This window comes from Flavobacterium aquidurense, from assembly GCF_031458035.1.
Lineage (GTDB): Bacteria > Bacteroidota > Bacteroidia > Flavobacteriales > Flavobacteriaceae > Flavobacterium > Flavobacterium aquidurense_C.
In genome coordinates, this window is the sequence record NZ_JAVDXR010000013.1 from 18,961 (window position 1) to 35,913 (window position 16,953).

Annotated in this window: 14 protein-coding genes; 11 read left to right on the forward strand and 3 right to left on the reverse strand. The window is 35.2% G+C overall.

Features of this window, described 5'->3' with window-relative positions:
* The first annotated feature begins 253 nt into the window (after positions 1-253).
* Positions 254-1,015, forward strand: a complete 762-nt coding sequence (locus J2X17_RS17370; protein ID WP_310300880.1) for a phosphatase PAP2 family protein — start codon at positions 254-256, stop codon at positions 1,013-1,015.
* A 177-nt stretch (positions 1,016-1,192) separates the two neighbouring features.
* On the opposite strand, the gene J2X17_RS17375 is transcribed toward J2X17_RS17370, so the two are convergent.
* Positions 1,193-1,966: an XRE family transcriptional regulator gene (locus J2X17_RS17375; protein ID WP_065448371.1), complete on the reverse strand. Its 774-nt coding sequence runs from the start codon at positions 1,964-1,966 to the stop codon at positions 1,193-1,195.
* A gap of 84 nt (positions 1,967-2,050) precedes the next feature.
* Between J2X17_RS17375 and dinB the strand changes: the two genes are divergently transcribed.
* The 6 genes from dinB to J2X17_RS17405 all read left to right on the forward strand — a co-directional run bounded on the left by dinB (position 2,051) and on the right by J2X17_RS17405 (position 9,838).
* The gene (gene dinB, locus J2X17_RS17380) at positions 2,051-3,232 is read left to right on the forward strand and encodes a DNA polymerase IV (protein WP_310300884.1); all 1,182 of its coding nucleotides are present in this window, start codon (positions 2,051-2,053) and stop codon (positions 3,230-3,232) included.
* Entirely contained in the window at positions 3,233-6,292 is a 3,060-nt protein-coding gene (locus tag J2X17_RS17385) for a DNA polymerase III subunit alpha (protein WP_310300886.1), read from the forward strand.
* Between the two features lie 51 nt (positions 6,293-6,343).
* On the forward strand, positions 6,344-7,723 hold the full coding sequence (locus tag J2X17_RS17390) for an exonuclease domain-containing protein (protein ID WP_310301133.1): 1,380 nt from the start codon (positions 6,344-6,346) through the stop codon (positions 7,721-7,723).
* A 69-nt stretch (positions 7,724-7,792) separates the two neighbouring features.
* A complete protein-coding gene (xth, locus tag J2X17_RS17395; protein WP_310300890.1) occupies positions 7,793-8,569 on the forward strand; it encodes an exodeoxyribonuclease III in 777 nt (258 codons plus the stop codon).
* Positions 8,570-8,578: 9 nt separating this feature from the next.
* The gene (locus J2X17_RS17400; RefSeq protein ID WP_310300893.1) at positions 8,579-9,205 is read left to right on the forward strand and encodes an alpha-ketoglutarate-dependent dioxygenase AlkB family protein; all 627 of its coding nucleotides are present in this window, start codon (positions 8,579-8,581) and stop codon (positions 9,203-9,205) included.
* Between the two features lie 168 nt (positions 9,206-9,373).
* Complete coding sequence (locus tag J2X17_RS17405; RefSeq protein ID WP_310300896.1) at positions 9,374-9,838, forward strand: DUF1810 domain-containing protein; 465 nt, start codon at positions 9,374-9,376, stop codon at positions 9,836-9,838.
* Between the two features lie 334 nt (positions 9,839-10,172).
* Here J2X17_RS17405 and J2X17_RS17410 read toward each other — a convergent pair whose 3' ends face one another.
* Positions 10,173-11,585 (reverse strand): APC family permease, encoded by a 1,413-nt coding sequence (locus J2X17_RS17410; protein ID WP_310300899.1) that lies wholly within the window; start codon positions 11,583-11,585, stop codon positions 10,173-10,175.
* A gap of 409 nt (positions 11,586-11,994) precedes the next feature.
* Here J2X17_RS17410 and J2X17_RS17415 point away from each other — a divergent pair, with 409 nt between their 5' ends.
* The 4 genes from J2X17_RS17415 (at position 11,995) to J2X17_RS17430 (ending at position 15,413) form a co-directional block, all read left to right on the forward strand.
* Entirely contained in the window at positions 11,995-12,333 is a 339-nt protein-coding gene (locus J2X17_RS17415; protein ID WP_310300901.1) for a hypothetical protein, read from the forward strand.
* 99 nt (positions 12,334-12,432) lie between these two features.
* A complete protein-coding gene (locus J2X17_RS17420) occupies positions 12,433-12,960 on the forward strand; it encodes a hypothetical protein (RefSeq protein ID WP_310300904.1) in 528 nt (175 codons plus the stop codon).
* Positions 12,961-13,603: 643 nt separating this feature from the next.
* The gene (locus tag J2X17_RS17425; protein ID WP_310300907.1) at positions 13,604-15,028 is read left to right on the forward strand and encodes a sensor histidine kinase; all 1,425 of its coding nucleotides are present in this window, start codon (positions 13,604-13,606) and stop codon (positions 15,026-15,028) included.
* The gene (locus tag J2X17_RS17430) at positions 15,018-15,413 is read left to right on the forward strand and encodes a response regulator (RefSeq protein WP_310300910.1); all 396 of its coding nucleotides are present in this window, start codon (positions 15,018-15,020) and stop codon (positions 15,411-15,413) included. The genes J2X17_RS17425 and J2X17_RS17430 overlap by 11 nt, the downstream gene beginning before the upstream one ends.
* A gap of 1 nt (position 15,414) precedes the next feature.
* Here the strand turns inward: J2X17_RS17430 and J2X17_RS17435 are convergent, their stop codons facing one another.
* Positions 15,415-16,863 (reverse strand): LysM peptidoglycan-binding domain-containing protein, encoded by a 1,449-nt coding sequence (locus J2X17_RS17435; RefSeq protein ID WP_310300913.1) that lies wholly within the window; start codon positions 16,861-16,863, stop codon positions 15,415-15,417.
* Positions 16,864-16,953: the final 90 nt, after the last annotated feature.

A 16,953-nucleotide genomic window follows, 5' to 3' on the forward strand; every position in this document is an offset into this window, starting at 1 on the left:
CCACCCCGATGGGGTTTATTAAAATGTAATGAAATTTTTCTATAAATATATCGTCCCTCTGGGACTATGTTTAATTAACTTGTTTTGAAATTTGGAATTTGGAATTTGACATTTTGCTTTCTAATATTTAGCCAATCTTAATCCAATTACATCATTCAAACACAACTGGTTAATATTCGCTTAAGGTTCAATTAAGCCAAAAATAGTTAGTTAACACATTCGTTATTATTGCAACTTATAATAATAACGAAAGATGTTTTACAAAACGATTTCTCTGGTATTTCTATTCGGTTTTTTTTCTGCAAGTGCACAACAAAATGATTCCATTGCTAAAATTGACAGCACTTCAAATCATTTAAAATTCAGTTACAAACAATTAATTATTCCGAGTGTATTGATTGGTTACGGCGTTATCGGAATTGGAAATGATCAGCTTCTAAGCTTTAACCATCAAATCAAAGCAGAAGTTACCGAAGATATTGACGAGAAAATTACCATTGATGATTTCTCTCAATATGCGCCCGCGGCCTCTGTTTATGCTCTGAATGCTTTTGGTGTAAAAGGGAAGAATAATATGCGGGATCGTTCGGTAATATTTGTAACTTCCTATGCGATTATGGCGACAACCGTTTTGGGTTTAAAATCGATTGTACACGAAGAAAGACCTGACGGAAGTTCGAATAACTCCTTCCCTTCCGGACATACCGCAACTGCTTTTGCCGGAGCTGAGTTTTTATGGCAGGAATACAAAGACAAATCGATTTGGTATGGAATTGCCGGTTATGCCGTAGCCACCGGAACCGGGCTTTTTAGAATCTATAATAATCGTCATTGGTTAACCGATGTTGCCGCCGGAGCCGGAATCGGGATTTTGAGTACTAAGATCGCTTATTGGATGAATCCGTATATTACCAAAAAAATATTCAAATCCTCTTCTGAAAGTAAGTCAACTTCTATGATAATGCCTTTTTATAATGGAGAGCAATATGGATTAGGGTTTGCTAAGATTTTTTAGTTTTTTCCGCCACAAAGACGCTAAGGCACAAAGTTTATTTAAATCCATATATAAAAAAATGAAGGACTTTGTCTAAAGTTTTTCGCGACGAATTCACGAATTATTTTAAATCAAAATTCGTGAATTCGTGGCGAAAAAAAAATCCTTCAAATCTGTGAAATCTGTGGCAAAAACTTTTTACGTATTCGAAGTATTATTCTTAATCTCCATAACCTCTCGTTTCACTTCTAAAAGCAAATCCTTCATACTTTGCGATTCTGTCTGCTCATGACGTCTATCGCTTCGTCCGATGTTGCATTCGTATTCCCAGATTTCTAAAATATCTGAGGCTTTCACTTCATAATTCGGATAAAAACGATTGTCTGATTCCAGAACCAAAGCATTCTTTTTGTTTTTATTAAGACGTTTGTAAACCATTCCTTCATTTTTGGTAATCAGGATATAAGTTTTCCCATCCATAACTTCTCCCAGCCTTTCTACATAACGCCCAATAATAATGGAACCGTCTTCGTGTGGCGGCATCGAATCGCCTTCTACAGGAAATCCTCTGTGTTTGCCCGGACCCAAAAACGGAAGCGAAACCTGCTGTAAACTTTCGATATATTCCGGATCGGCATAACCGTTTAGATAGCCTGCTTTTGCTTTTTGGGATACAATTTCGATAAAATTTTCTCCGAATCGGTCGACTTGAATGGGCAAAATAAGTCGGTTACCTTCCAGTTTTATTAAATTTTCCACATCGATTTTGCGAATATCGACAGATAAAATTAAGTCAATACTCATATGAAAATATAACGCAATCTGCTTTAAAATATCATACGGAGCTTCTGAAGTTCCGTCTTCATATTTAACGTATCTGCCTCGGGTAATTTTTAGGTTTTCAGCTAATTTCTCCTGCGATATTTTATGCTTAACCCTTAATGCTCTGATATTGTCTGAAAATAAGGACATAACTAATTTGTTATAATTTGGAACAGCAAATATATGAAAAAATGTTCTAATCTGTACTAATTTTGTACCTACAAAAACAAGAAAATGGCACGGGCAATTGTACACATGGATTTAGATACTTTTTTTGTATCCTGCGAAAGGCTAACTAACTCAGAATTAAACGGTATACCGTTGATTATTGGTGGTGGTGAACGCGGTGTTGTAGCCTCTTGTTCGTATGAAGCGCGAAAATTTGGAGTGCGTTCAGCCATGCCAATTCATATGGCGATGAAACTTTGTCCGGATGCCAAAATAATGAAAGGCGATATGGAATTATATTCGAAATTATCGCATGATGTTACAAATGTTCTTCAGGAAAAAGCACCGGTATTAGAGAAAGCCAGTATCGATGAATTTTATCTGGATATTACCGGAATGGATAAATTTCATGGAAGCTATAAATGGACAAATGAACTGGCACAATCTGTCATTAAAGAAACCGGACTTCCTATCAGTTTCTCATTATCCATCAATAAAACCGTTTCTAAAATTGCTACCGGCGAAGGCAAACCAGTTGGAAATTTACAAATTCCGGAAAACGAGGTGCAAGGTTTTTTGAATCCGTTATCGATTCAAAAAATCCCTATGGTTGGCGCTGTAACTTTTCAGCTTTTGTCCCGAATTGGCGTTCGTAAAATTCAAACTTTAGCTGAAATGCCTCCTGAAGTTTTACAGCAGATGATTGGCAAAAATGGTTTGGATATTTGGAAAAAAGCCAACGGAATCGATAATACACCTGTTGAACCTTATACCGAAAGAAAATCAATTTCGACTGAACATACTTTTTCTCAGGATACTATAGATATCGCAAAACTCAAAAGAGTACTTATCGGAATGGTCGAGAAACTGGCTTTCCAATTGCGATCCGAGCAATGGTTAACCTCAACAATTGCGGTTAAAATACGCTACGCCAATTTTGATACCGAAACCAAACAATGCAAAATCGCGTACACCTCAGCAGATCATATTTTAACCAAAAATGTAATGGAGCTTTTTGAAAAATTGTACCAACGCCGTATGCGATTACGCTTAATTGGTATTCGCTTTAGCGGATTGGTTCGCGGTACCTATCAAATCAATCTTTTTGAAGATACTGAGGAAATGTTGTCACTCTACGCCGCGATGGATAAAATGAAAAGCCGTTATGGTTTTGATGCTGTAATGCGTTGTGCCGGAGCTCATTTTAAACCGAATAATAAGGACGAAATTTTAAAACGTAAAAAATAAATGTACCTCAACTGTCATTCATACCATTCGCTTCGCTACGGCACGATTCCTCTTGATGATCTCATCAAGCAGGCAGTTTCTTGCGACATAAAAGCTATGGCGTTGACAGACATTAATACCGTTACGGGAATTTATGACTTTATAAGAGAATGTGATAAAGTTGGAATTAAACCTCTTGTTGGGATGGAGTTTCGCTGCAATCATCAATTCCGATATATTGGCCTGGCTAAAAATGCTGAAGGTTTAGCTGAAATGAATCGGTTTTTAACAGAACATAATTTCAGCGGAGAACCTTTGCCATTAATTGCTCCTCAATTCGAATCGGTTTTTGTGATTTATACTTTAGAAAATGCACCGAAAACGCTTCGTGAAAATGAATTTATCGGCATTCGGACAAATGAAATTTCAAAGCTTTTCACATCGGAACATAAAAATCAAATTTCTAAAATGGTTGTGCTTCAACCGGTAACTTTTAGAAATAAAAAAGAATTCAACCTGCATAAAATCCTGCGTGCGATTGATACCAATATTATTTTATCAAAATTGACAGAAGCTGATTATTGCAAAACTTCTGAAAAAATGTTGCCTCTAGAATCGCTTTCGCCTTTCTATGAAAAATATCCTGAAATTATTGTCAACACGCAACATATAATCGATTCCTGTAATTTTCAATACGATTTTTCAATTAAAAGAAATAAAAAATTCTTTACCGGAAATCGTGAGAGTGATCTCAAAAAACTAACAGAATTGGCCGAAATAGGTTTTGAATGGCGTTATGGAAAAGAAAACAAAATTGCCCGAAAACGTGTAGAAAAAGAATTAAAAGTTATTGACGAATTACAATTCAGCGGTTATTTTTTAATCACTTGGGATATTGTCCGATACAGCAACAGTCAGGGATTTATGCACATCGGGCGCGGAAGTGGAGCCAACAGTATTATTGCTTATTGTCTCGGAATTACCGATATATGTCCAATCGAACTCGATCTGTATTTTGAGCGTTTTTTAAATTTAAATCGTAAAAGCCCACCCGATTTTGACATTGATTGGAGCTGGAAAGAACGCAATACCATTTTAGAATATATTTTCGAAACTTATGGTCGTGAGCACGTTGCTTTCTGCGGAACCAATGTCGAGTTCAAACACCGATCTATTTACAGGGAAGTCGGAAAAGTGTTTGGCCTTCCAAAAGAAGAATTGGATATGCTGGCTAAAAATCCAAAACAGCTACACGAAACCAATTCTATTGTAAAATTCGTTCAGGAATATAGCGACATGATTGTAAAATACCCCAATCAGCGCAGTATGCACGCTTGTGGTATTATCATTTCTGAAGATCCCATTACGAATTACACACCTCTGGAAATGCCTCCAAAAGGATTTCCAATTGTGCTTTTTGACATGCACATTGCGGAAGAAATTGGTTTTGATAAATTCGATATTTTGAGCCAACGCGGGATTGGACATATTGATGACAGTGTAAAACTGATCGAGAAAAACAGAGGAATTAAAATAGACATTCGCAATACTTCTATTTCTAAAGATGAAGCAATCTGTAATGTTCATTTGGCTCAAGGCCGAACTATTGGCTGTTTTTATATCGAAAGTCCTGCGATGCGCGGTTTATTACGCCGATTGAATTGTGATAATTATAAAGTTTTAGTTGCCGCGTCTTCAATAATTCGGCCTGGAGTTGCTCAATCCGGTATGATGAAAGAATACATTTTCCGTCATAATTATCCGGATCAATTCGAATATTTTCATGAGGTTTTCAAAGAGCATCTTGGCGAAACTTATGGTATTATGGTTTATCAGGAAGATGTTATTAAAATTGCCCAGCATTACGGTGGCGTTCCTGCAGCAGATGGCGATATCCTGCGCCGTGCTATGTCTGGAAAAGGACGTTCTTTAGAAGCTTTACAAAAAGTAAAAGATAATTTCTTTGCGTCTTGCGCCAGAAAAGGACATCCTGAAACACTTAGTCAGGAAATTTACCGTCAGATTGAATCGTTTGCTGGGTTTTCATTTTGTAAAGCCCACTCGGCTTCTTATGCTGTGGAAAGTTATCAGAGTTTGTATCTGAAAGTTTATTATCCTGTGGAGTTCATGACAGCCGTAATCAACAATCAGGGCGGATTTTACAGAACCGAAGTTTATGTACACGAGGCACGCATGTCTGGTGGTACAGTCCTAAATCCGTGCGTGAATAAAAGCGAATACCAAACGACTTTGTACGGAACTGATATTTATCTCGGATTTATGCATTTGCAGAGTTTAGAATCGAAAACAGCGTATTTAATCGAATCAGAAAGAGAGAAAAATGGCGATTATCTTTCTTTAGAAGACTTCATAAACCGAATTCCGATTGGGATTGAAAGTATTAAAATTTTGATTTTTATAGGCGCTTTCCGCTTCACAGGAAAAACTAAAAATCAGCTTTTGGTTATTGCGAGTTTGCTTTTAAATAATTTCAAACCCGAAAACAGAAGTTTGATGTTATTGCAGGAACCCGTTAAAGAATACAAACTTCCTACTTTGGAACGTTCTGTTTTTGAAGATGCATTTGATGAAATTGAATTGTTGAGTTTTCCTGTTTCGTGTACTGTTTTTGATTTGCTTCAAATTAAATACCGTGGCGATATTATGGCTAAGGATTTAGTAGCATATCATAAAAAACAGGTTAAGATGCTGGCGTATTTAATCTCCAGAAAACAAGTTCCGACCAAAAAAGGAAACATGTATTTCGGCACCTGGATCGATCATGAAGGTACTTATTTTGATACGGCACATTTTCCGGATTGTCTGGCACTATATCCTTTTCAGGGCGGAGGCTGTTATTTGCTTTTAGGAAATGTCGAAGTCGATTATCATTTCCCAACCATTACCATTATTAAAATGGCCAAAATGCCTTTTATTCCGGATCCAAGATATATGGATGCTAAAGATCAGTTTACAACACAGCGTCAAATTAAAGAAGATGTGAGTCCAACGCATCGTGAACCGTATCCGCAGGGACATGAAATCAACTTACCAAGACACCGAATGAAATTTCAAAAATAACCACCGATGATTTTACAAGAACAAAAAGAGGTTTTGCGTTATAATAAAGAGATGAAAAAGCAGGAATATGCCATAGTAGATATCGAAACCACAGGCGGTAACGCCAGTGGCAGCCGCATTACCGAAATTGCCATTATTATACATGACGGCGAAAATGTAATCGACCGCTTCGAAACGCTTGTTAATCCGGAAAAAGAAATTCCGCTTTCTATTTTTGGATTAACAGGCATTAATAATGCAATGGTCGCGAATGCACCAATTTTCGATGATATTTCAGAGAAAGTTCTGGAAATGCTAACCGATCGTATTTTTGTTGCTCATAATGTCAACTTCGATTATTCTTTTGTGCGTCATCAATTAGAACAAGCGGGGTTTAAATGGACCGCCAGAAAACTGTGTACCGTTCGCGCAGCAAGAAAAATTAAACCAGGACTATCGTCTTACAGCTTGGGAAAACTTTGCCATTCGCTAGACATACCTTTAGAAAATCAACATCGGGCAGGCGGTGATGCAGCTGCTACCGCAATATTATTCTCCCGATTACTCGAATGGGATGCTGAAGGCGAGATAGCAAAAATGGTCAAGATGACTTCACAAGATCAGCGTTTACCACCTAACCTGCCTCCTGAAGATTTTAATAATTTACCCGAAAAACCAGGTGTCTATTATTTTTATAATCAGATGAAAAAGGTAATCTATGTCGGGAAAGCAATCAACTTAAAAAAACGCGTAGCTTCTCATTTTAGCGGTCATAAAATCAATCCGCAAAGACAGCATTTTTTGCGGGATATCTATAGTATTTCTTATGAAATCTGTGCCACCGAGTTAATGGCGCTTTTATTAGAATGTACCGAAATAAAACAGCTTTGGCCAACCTACAATAGAGCATTAAAACGTTTTGAAGCCAAATTTGGCATTTATCAATATGAAGCCAGAAACGGATATAAATATCTGGCCGTTGGAAAACTAACCAAATTTCAGACTTGCATTCATGAGTTTAATAGTTTGTATAACGCTATAGATTTACTGAGAAGTCTGGCGGAGCAATTTGAAATTGACCAAAGATTCTGCAAATATTCCAGACCTGAAGAAGGAGAGTTTTTTCAAAATAATGAAGTCAAAAGTCTCCCGGATGTTTTGCTTCACAACGAACAGGTCGACAACGCAATTGACTTTCTATTAAGCAACAGACCCAGTTTTGCCATTATAGACAAAGGAAGGTCAAAAGAGGAACGGAGCTGTATTTGGATTGAAAACGGACACTTTTATGGGATGGGTTATATTCCGTCAGATGTTGCGATTACAGATCCCTCAGAAGTAAAAAATTATGTCACACCTTACAAAAGCAATCAATACATGGTGCAATTAATTTTTGCTTACGCAGAAAAATATCCGGGTAAAGTATTCTTTAACAAACAGTTCCTGAAATAAGATTATAAAATCTACCTCATTAAATGCTTAATAATCAGTAAATTTAATATCCAACTAATTAAATGCACCATGAAAATAGCAACATATAACGTAAACGGAGTTAACGGAAGATTAAATGTATTACTACGCTGGCTTGAAGAAACCAAGCCTGATATTGTTTGTCTGCAGGAATTAAAAGCGCCTCAGGATAATTTTCCGCTTAAAGCGATTAATGACGCTGGATACAATGCCATTTGGCACGGACAAAAACAATGGAACGGTGTTGCTATTCTAGCCCGAAATATGGAAATTGAAGAAGTAACCCGAATTCTCCCCGGCGATGAAGAAGATGTTCAGAGTCGTTATGTTGAAGCTTTGATCAATGGAATCGTGATTGCCTGTCTTTATCTGCCCAACGGAAACCCTGCACCGGGACCTAAATTAGAATATAAGCTGAAATGGTTTGATCGTCTGGCTCATCGTGCTGAAACCTTACTGAGTTTAAATACTCCCGTAATACTCGTTGGAGATTTCAATGTGATGCCAACGGAACTGGATGTTTATAAACCTGAAAAATGGGTTAAAGACGCCCTTTTTCTACCTGAAGTTCGAAAAGCTTTTAAGGACATTGTTTCGCAAGGATGGACAGATGCCATTAGAAAATTATATCCGGATGAGAAAATTTACACCTTTTGGGATTATTTTAGAAATGCTTATGAGCGAGATGCCGGACTTCGAATTGATCATTTTTTACTGAGTCCGCAAATAGCTTCAACGTTACGCGCCGGCGGTGTTGATCGCCATGTTCGAGGCTGGGAAAAGACAAGCGATCATGCGCCAGTATGGATTGAAATTGACAAAAAATAAATGGAAACAATGACACTATTTAACGACACCGAATTATTTACTTCAGGCGTGAGTGGCAAAACCGTATTTGACCTGCCTGATACTGAACTGATCTTGATAGACAATTTCTTCAGCAAAGAAGAATCGGATTATTATTATGAAAGACTTTTACATCAAACCAAATGGAGGGAATATGAAATGGAAATGTTCGACAAAACCGTTACAGCTCCCAGAATGATTGCGTGGTATGAGGATAAGGACAATATTGGGGCAGATCCAAACGGGCCAAACTGGACTTATGAATTACTGACTATCCGAAGCCGTGTTGAAAAAGAAACCCAAGTCGATTTTAATGCTCTGCTGCTGAATTTATATCGCAACGGCAATGACAGCGTTGCCTGGCACAGCGATAAAGAACACAATACAGGCCCAAATCCAATTATTGCTTCAGTAACTTTTGGAGAAACCAGAATGTTCAGGCTGCGTCATAAATTCAGAAAAGACATTCCACAGATTGAAATTCCGCTGCACCATGGCTCTTTTTTATTGATGTCGGGAACAACAAACAGTTTTTGGCAGCATCACGTACCCAAAACAGCCCGGGATGTATTGCCCAGAATTAATTTAACATTTAGAAGAGTGAATCGAAAATTATGATTTTCATTTTAATTTAACGCTCTTGGATAGCTGAGTTTATTTTTAGTTGGAAATACAATAGAAAATTCTTCCACTAAAAGTTAAAATACTCATTGTGTGAACCTTTTATTAGGCAGACCTTATCTTTTTTAGTATTTTTGCAACCTTTTTTTATACATAAATTACCTAATGGCTTACTCAAACAATGATTTAACGCGTTTTTTAGATGCGCAAAACAAACTTTATCTTACTGCTCTTTCCGAAATTAACAAGGGAAAAAAAGAGACTCACTGGATGTGGTTCATTTTTCCTCAGATTAAAGGATTAGGTAGTAGCGATACTGCAAATCTGTATGCTATTGCCGATCTTAATGAAGCTACCGAATTTTTAGAGCACCCTATTTTAGGAAAACATCTTATAGAAATCTCTGAGCTTTTATTAACTTTTAAAAGAAAATCAGCGGATGGAATTTTAGGAGATTTAGATGCCCGAAAACTTCGCTCTTCGATGACACTTTTTTCTTTGGTAGAAAACACAAACCCTATATTTCAGGAAATATTGGATGCATTTTTCTCTGGAGAAACAGATCCTCTTACTTTGAATATTATTAATTCAACTATAAAATCTTCTGCCGAAACCGAAATGGCGCAATAACCATAAGGTTTTCTGGATTATTTAAATCAAAAGACACTGTTAGAAATAAGCAGTGTCTTTTTTTTTTGAAATGTGCTGAGGATTTAACCGCAAAGGGTGCAAGGGTTTTACGCAAAGTTCGCAATGCTATTTGTTTTTAATCTCGCAAAGTCGCGAAGTCGCAAAGTTTTTCTTTTTAAGCTTCCTTTGCGACTTCGCGACTTTGCGAGATTATTTTTACGTTGATTTGAACAGATTTTATAAAAAAACGCCTTGCTATTAACAAGGCGTGTTCTATATTTATTTTCAAAGTTGATTTAACTTAAAACTTTTCAAACTTGAAACTTGAAACAATTTAGTTCTCCTTTGGTTTCGTTAAATAATAAACTGGAATTCCTGTTAACATAATCAGCACTCCCCAACCACAAGTTGAGAATTTAGTTAATAATAATGAGATACAAATTGCTGTTGCAACAATAATATATAGCATTGGTAAAAACGGATATCCGAAAGCTTTGTATGGTCTTTCTGCATCAGGCATTTTTTTACGAAGGATGAAAATTCCGTAGATTGTCAGGATGTAAAAAATCAATACAATGATGATTACAAAATCTAATAAATCTCCGTATTTTCCAGTCAAACATAAAGCAGAAGCCCAAAAACACTGCGCCCATAAAGCCCAGGCAGGAACACTCGATTCATTTAAAACTGCCGCTTTTTTAAAGAATAAACCATCCTTTGCCATCGTATAATATACTCTCGCACCTGCCATAATTAATCCGTTGTTGCAGGCGAAAGTCGAAATCATAATCATAATAGCGATAATTAAAGTTCCGATATCTCCAAAAATATATTGTGAAGCTACTACCGCAACTCTATCAGATTTTGCTGTGGCAATTTCGTTTAGGGGAATTACGGCTAAATACATCAAATTGGTCAAAACATAAATAATCGTCACAATAAAAGTTCCTAAAAACAAACTGAAACCCACATTACGTTTTGGATTTTTAATTTCTCCAGCAATAAAAGTAACACCGTTCCATGCATCACTTGAAAATAACGATCCTACCATCGCAGCAGAAATCCCGGTAATCAAAGCCGTTCCGCTTATTGGAAGCCATGAACTGCTTTCGGCATTGTACGAACGCGTTGTCCATGCATCAGCCCAATTGGCATCCCAAACCGAAGCTTTTGCAGCAAGCGTTAATCCAAAAAAGATTAAACCCAGCAATGATAAAATTTTGATAATCGTTAAAACAGTTTGTAGAATTTTACCGTTCTTAACCCCACGGCTATTGATATAAGTTAGCAAAACAATGGTGAAAATAGAAACAATTTGTGCAGCGTTGAGTTTAAAAGAACCCAATTGAAACAATATATTTTCATCGCTTAATGGCTCATAAATATAAGCGGCAAACTTCGAGAAAGCCACACCTACTGCAGCTATTGTTCCGGTTTGGATCACAGCAAAAAAGCTCCATCCGTATAAAAATGCAATCAGTTTATTATATGCTTCTTTCAGGTACACATATTGTCCGCCTGCTTTTGGGAACATAGCGCTTAACTCGCCATAACTTACGGCCGCAATAATTGTGATTAATCCTGAGATTAACCAAATCAAAGTTAGCCATCCAGCTGATCCTACTTGTCTGGCGATATCAGCACTTACTATAAATATTCCGGATCCAATCATAGAACCTACGACAAGCATAGTTCCGTCTAGCAATCCGAGTTCTCTTTTAAAATGTTCTTGGTCGTTTTCCTGCATTATTTTAGATTTTTGGTTGGCTAAAGATATACTTTTTTCTAAAATATTTTGATTCAATTGTTAGATTGTTGGATTTTTAGACATTTCTATTAATCATCAAAAATCAAGTTTAAAATTGAAACCAAACTTTAATATTAACGAATAATTTTGGCGTGTCCCTCCTGGTCATCCCGAGGCTTCGGGATCGGCTATATCTTTTACCCTGCTTCGCCGGCGAAAGGATACCGCCTCAACTCCTCACGCAAATTTCGGTTTCATGAGATATTCTGTCTAAAGAATATCCTATAAAATTCAACTTTAAAAACAAAAATTTAACACTTTACGTGTTCCCGTAACATTATACTATTTCAACTATTTATATTTGAAAATCAAAAACATAAAAACCTAACCAACCAAAACCAAAAACATTATGGAAACCACCAACGCAGCATCGCAAGAAACAGCGAATCAATTGTATAATTATGCCGCAAATCTTCTGATAAACCAAAATAAATCAGCGTACGAAACCAAGGCCGCACTTGTCGAAAAAGGATTGAGTGACGAAAATGCCACAATTATTGTTGATAATATTGAAGAACAAATTGAAGAAGCTAAACACGAAAAAGCCAGAAAAGATATGCTCTACGGTGCTCTTTGGTGCATTGGCGGAACAGCCTTAACGTTGGCTAATGTTGGCTTTATCTTTTGGGGAGCTATTTTATTTGGCGGAATTCAGTTTTTCAGAGGCTTGATCAATGTTAACTCCTAATTACACCGAATTTTCTAACACTTTTTATTTAAAATCAATAGTCTAAATAAGCCGAAAAAGACTTAAAAATAAAGTAGGCATAACCCTAAAATCAATATTATGATAGTTTGGTCAGGCAGAGGATTTCTCTCAATTTTAATTTTATTTATCGCCATATTTTTGTTTATTTCCATACTACCGGAAACTTACGTGACACAGTGTTTTGTTATTCCGCTTTATATCGCTGCTATTTTCAGTTATATTTTCGGAGTTAAATGGAATAGAACTCTAAGGGTATTTATTGATAAGGAAACCGGCAAGGAAATAAATTTTAAAAGCAATCATGGTTTGTTTTGGATCAATATGGAATACTGGGGAATTATATTTCCTGCATTTGCTCTTGTCATGCTTGCTCAAAGTTTAGACAAGCAAGGCACAGAACTTTATCTGAATATCTTTTTAGTTATTATAGGTATTGCTTGTCTCGGATATTTTGGGATTAATCTTTTTAAAATTAAAAGTTCAACGATTTCAAATCCACAATTTCAGAAAAATATGGCGTCAGAGCCAAAATTGAGTTTTGTAAAAGAAGAAATTGTAACCAATAAATTCGAGAACGAAGATCTTAATCAATATTTACCGAAGTAAGTTTTTAAACAACCACTTGCTTATTATTATTTTTTAACATAAAAATATAGTTCGCAGCACCCAATTTATTAAAGCATAAAATAGCATTCATTCGAAATTAATGATCAATAAAAAAAAGCTGAAAGTTTCATACTTACAGCTTTTTTTATATAAATAAATCCTGCGACCAAAATATTTTGAAATTCTTACATTTTAATTAACTCGTAATTTCTTTTAACATTACACAATTAGGAGCCTGCTTTTAAACAGATATTATTTTTTATCAGTTTTAAAAACATTAAACAAAAAAAACAATGTAATAGTTGTTTTTTAATTGGAACATTTATGACCAATTCATTCTACTAACATCATTTTTGTTAATTAATCTGAATTTAAAATTGATAAAAATATGAAAATCAAATAGTTAAATAATTAAAAAATAAATTAAATTAAAAAAACAATCACTTCTATTTAAACTAATTATTTTTTATTAAATTTGATAGAGGTGTTAAAAACGTAAAAAGCCAATAATTTCGTTAACAAATGTTTATCTTTACATAAGAACTAGCCGACCCAGAAAAAATTCCTCTGAATTAAAAACGCTATTTACCTCAAGTTTATCTTAGTACAGAAAATCAAATTATTAACCTACAAAACAGAAGCGATGTTTAAGTTACAGATTTTAAACAAATTACGTTTTGCAAACGTCTTCATTCTATTACTTATAGTATTTGTTTCTTGTGCGTTATTGATTTGTATTAACTTTTTTACCATCAAAATTTTATCTGCAAACCGGGCTTATGTTAATGGAGAATCACATTATTCTAAAGGGCAAAAAGATGCTTCCAGACATCTTATTACTTATTTATATACTGCAGATCAAAAACAATGGAAATTATATCTGGAAGAATTAAAAGTTCCTCAAGGTGATGGAATCGCCAGAAAAACTATGCTAAAGGCGGGAGACAATGAAGATGCCAGGAAAGGATTTCTAGTTGGCCGAAATCATAAAGATGATTTGGATGATCTTGTTTGGCTATTCGAAAATTTTAAGGAAGTTCCATTTTTAGCGAAGGCGATTCATGAATGGGAACAAGGCGATAAATTGATTTTTGAATTATTTGTTATAGGCCAGCAGATTAATGCAAAAATAGAAAAGAATCAACTGACTCCTGAAATTCAGCAAAAATTTCTACAGAAAATAAGCGATATCAGTGATAAACTTACGATTAACGAACGTAACTTCTCTAACACTTTAGGCGAAGGAACACGTAAAATAAAAGGCTTACTTATGGCCACTAATATTATTTTCATTCTGATTATTGTGTGCAGTGTCTGCCTTTATTATACAATTATGGTAAAACGACTTATCGTTTCCAAAAAAGAAATTGAGGTTAAAAATGAGAACTTAACACTTGTAAATCATGAACTTGACCGATTTGTTTATAGTGCCTCACATGATTTGCGATCTCCCATTACTTCATTAAAAGGACTGATAGAAATAACACAGTTGGAGGATGATCCAAACCAAATCAAAAAATATTTGCAGCTAATGCATCAAAGTCTTGCTAAACAAGACCAATTTATTAACGATATTATTGACTATTCTAAAAACAAAAGAGCACAAGTTATTATGGAGCCTGTAAGTTTACAGGAATTATTTGATGAGGCTATAGCTCAATTAATGCACATTGAAAATGCAAACCGAATAATTTTTACAAAACAATTATTAGTTGACGAAATTCAGAGTGATAGTTTACGATTAAAGATTATTATTTTTAATTTAATATCAAATGCAATAAAATATGCCGATAGTAGTAAACAGGAAATGTTTATTTCTATAAAAACTTATCTTATTGATGGCTTTAGCAGCATTGAAGTCGCAGATAATGGAATTGGCATTAATGATGAATATAAGGACAATATTTTTGAGATGTATTTTGGTACCAATAAAAACAAAGGGTCTGGTTTAGGGCTTTATATTGTCAAAGAAGCAGTAGAAAATATCAAAGGAAACATATCCGTAAGCTCAAAAAGCAATATTGGAAGCAAATTTACAGTCACAATCCCTCATGCTTATGGAATCTAAATACACATTTTTATTAATTGAGGACAATCTGATAGATCAGCTTGTTATCAAACAACTGTTCAAAAAAGTACTTTCTATAGAAGAAATCCATGTTGCCAATAATGGAAAAGAAGGTATTGAGTGGCTTGAGAATAACGGAAAAATGTATCAATCAATAATTATTCTCCTGGACGTACAGATGCCTGTCATGAATGGTTTTGATTTTTTGAACAAGTATGCAGAATTAGATAATGACTTAAAAAAAGATAATCAAATCTTTGTACTTTCCTCCACATTAGATTCCGATGAAATTCAAAGAATTAGCGAAAGCAGATATGTTACTGATTTTTTAGGAAAGCCTTTTCCTATTGAAGAGTTTAGAAATAAAATTTTTCCAAATATTTAATCTATTCCAAAACACGGTTCACCTGTGAAAAAGCTCTTGCATAATAAGGCTCTTTGGTGGAAGAAATCATAACGCCACCGTGCGTTGAAGAATGAACAAATTTAATCTCGCCATCAAGTACTTCAACCACCATTCCGACATGGTTAATATGACCTCTTCCATTAGTTCTAAAAAAAACCAGATCACCTTTTTGCGCTTCGTTTGAGCTGACTTTCATTCCTATACGGGATTGTTCTATAGAACTTCTTGGCAGTTTGATATCAAAATTACTAAAGGTCGAAATCATCAAGCCTGAACAGTCAAAACCTGCTTTTGTAGTCCCGCCTGAGCGATATCTAATCCCGATATTTTCAGTTGCATTTATTATCAGCTGATTAATCAAATCGGAATGATTACTTACTTTTATTACTGCTGAGGAATCTCTGTTAAATTCTGAATTATCAGCAATTTGAATATGCTGATTGGGAGTTGATAAAGTATCTTTTATTGCCACGTTTTGGATTAATGCCTGTGCTGCATCTGCTTTTTCTTTTGAAGTTCGAATTTTCAACACATAGCCGACTGGTAATTTTGCTTTAATAGAAGGGTTTTGCTTTTCCAACTCTGCAACCGTAATTCCGTATTTCTTAGCAATTGCATATTTCGTTTCTTTCGGCTGAACTTCTACAGATACCTCAACATCAGTAACTATTTTAAGATCGTCAATTGATTTTTCTAAAACTACCGCAGAACTTGATAGCTCATTTTGCTGCCCCTCTTTTGACACTTCTGTTTGTGACGATGTATTTGCCGCAACCTGAATAGATGGCTTTGAAGCATCTAATCTTTGTGCAGCAGCAGCTTTTTGTTTTGAAGTCCGTATTTTTAAAACATACCCAACAGGTAATTTCCCCTTAACAAAAGGATTTTGCCTCTCTAATTCTGCAACAGTAATTCCGTATTTTTTAGCAATTGTATATTTTGTTTCCTTAGGCTGTACTTCCACAATAACTTCTACATCGGTGACGATTTTAAGATCGTCGATTGACTTTTCTGAAACCGAAACTGAATTATACGGAATATTAATTTGCTGACCCAATTTTAGTCCTTCAGTTTCCAGAGAAGGATTTGCTTTCTTTAAATCTTCAACTGAAACGCTGTATTTTTTTGAGATTCCCCAAAGTGTTTCCTTAGATTGAACTTCGTGTAAACCAGGAGTCGCATTTGCAATAGTTTCGCTTGATTTTATAGCAGATGTTGAATTTGTATTTGGAATAAGTAAAACCGAATTTAATTTTAAAATTTTAGGAGCGTTTGGGTTTGCCTCTAAAATATCTTTCGCTTTAACTCCGTACTTTTTGGCGATTACAGTAAGATTTTCTCCTTTTGAGATTTTGTGTTTGATATATTTCTCCTGAGAAAAAGCACTGACACTAAAAAAAAACAATACTATTATTAACCTAAAAACCATTTTATTCAATTTTGTTTTCGTAATTTCTCAAGTTTATTCACTTATTAAACTTAAAAAAACGAATTTTATTTGGGGTAAGGCGAATTTAAC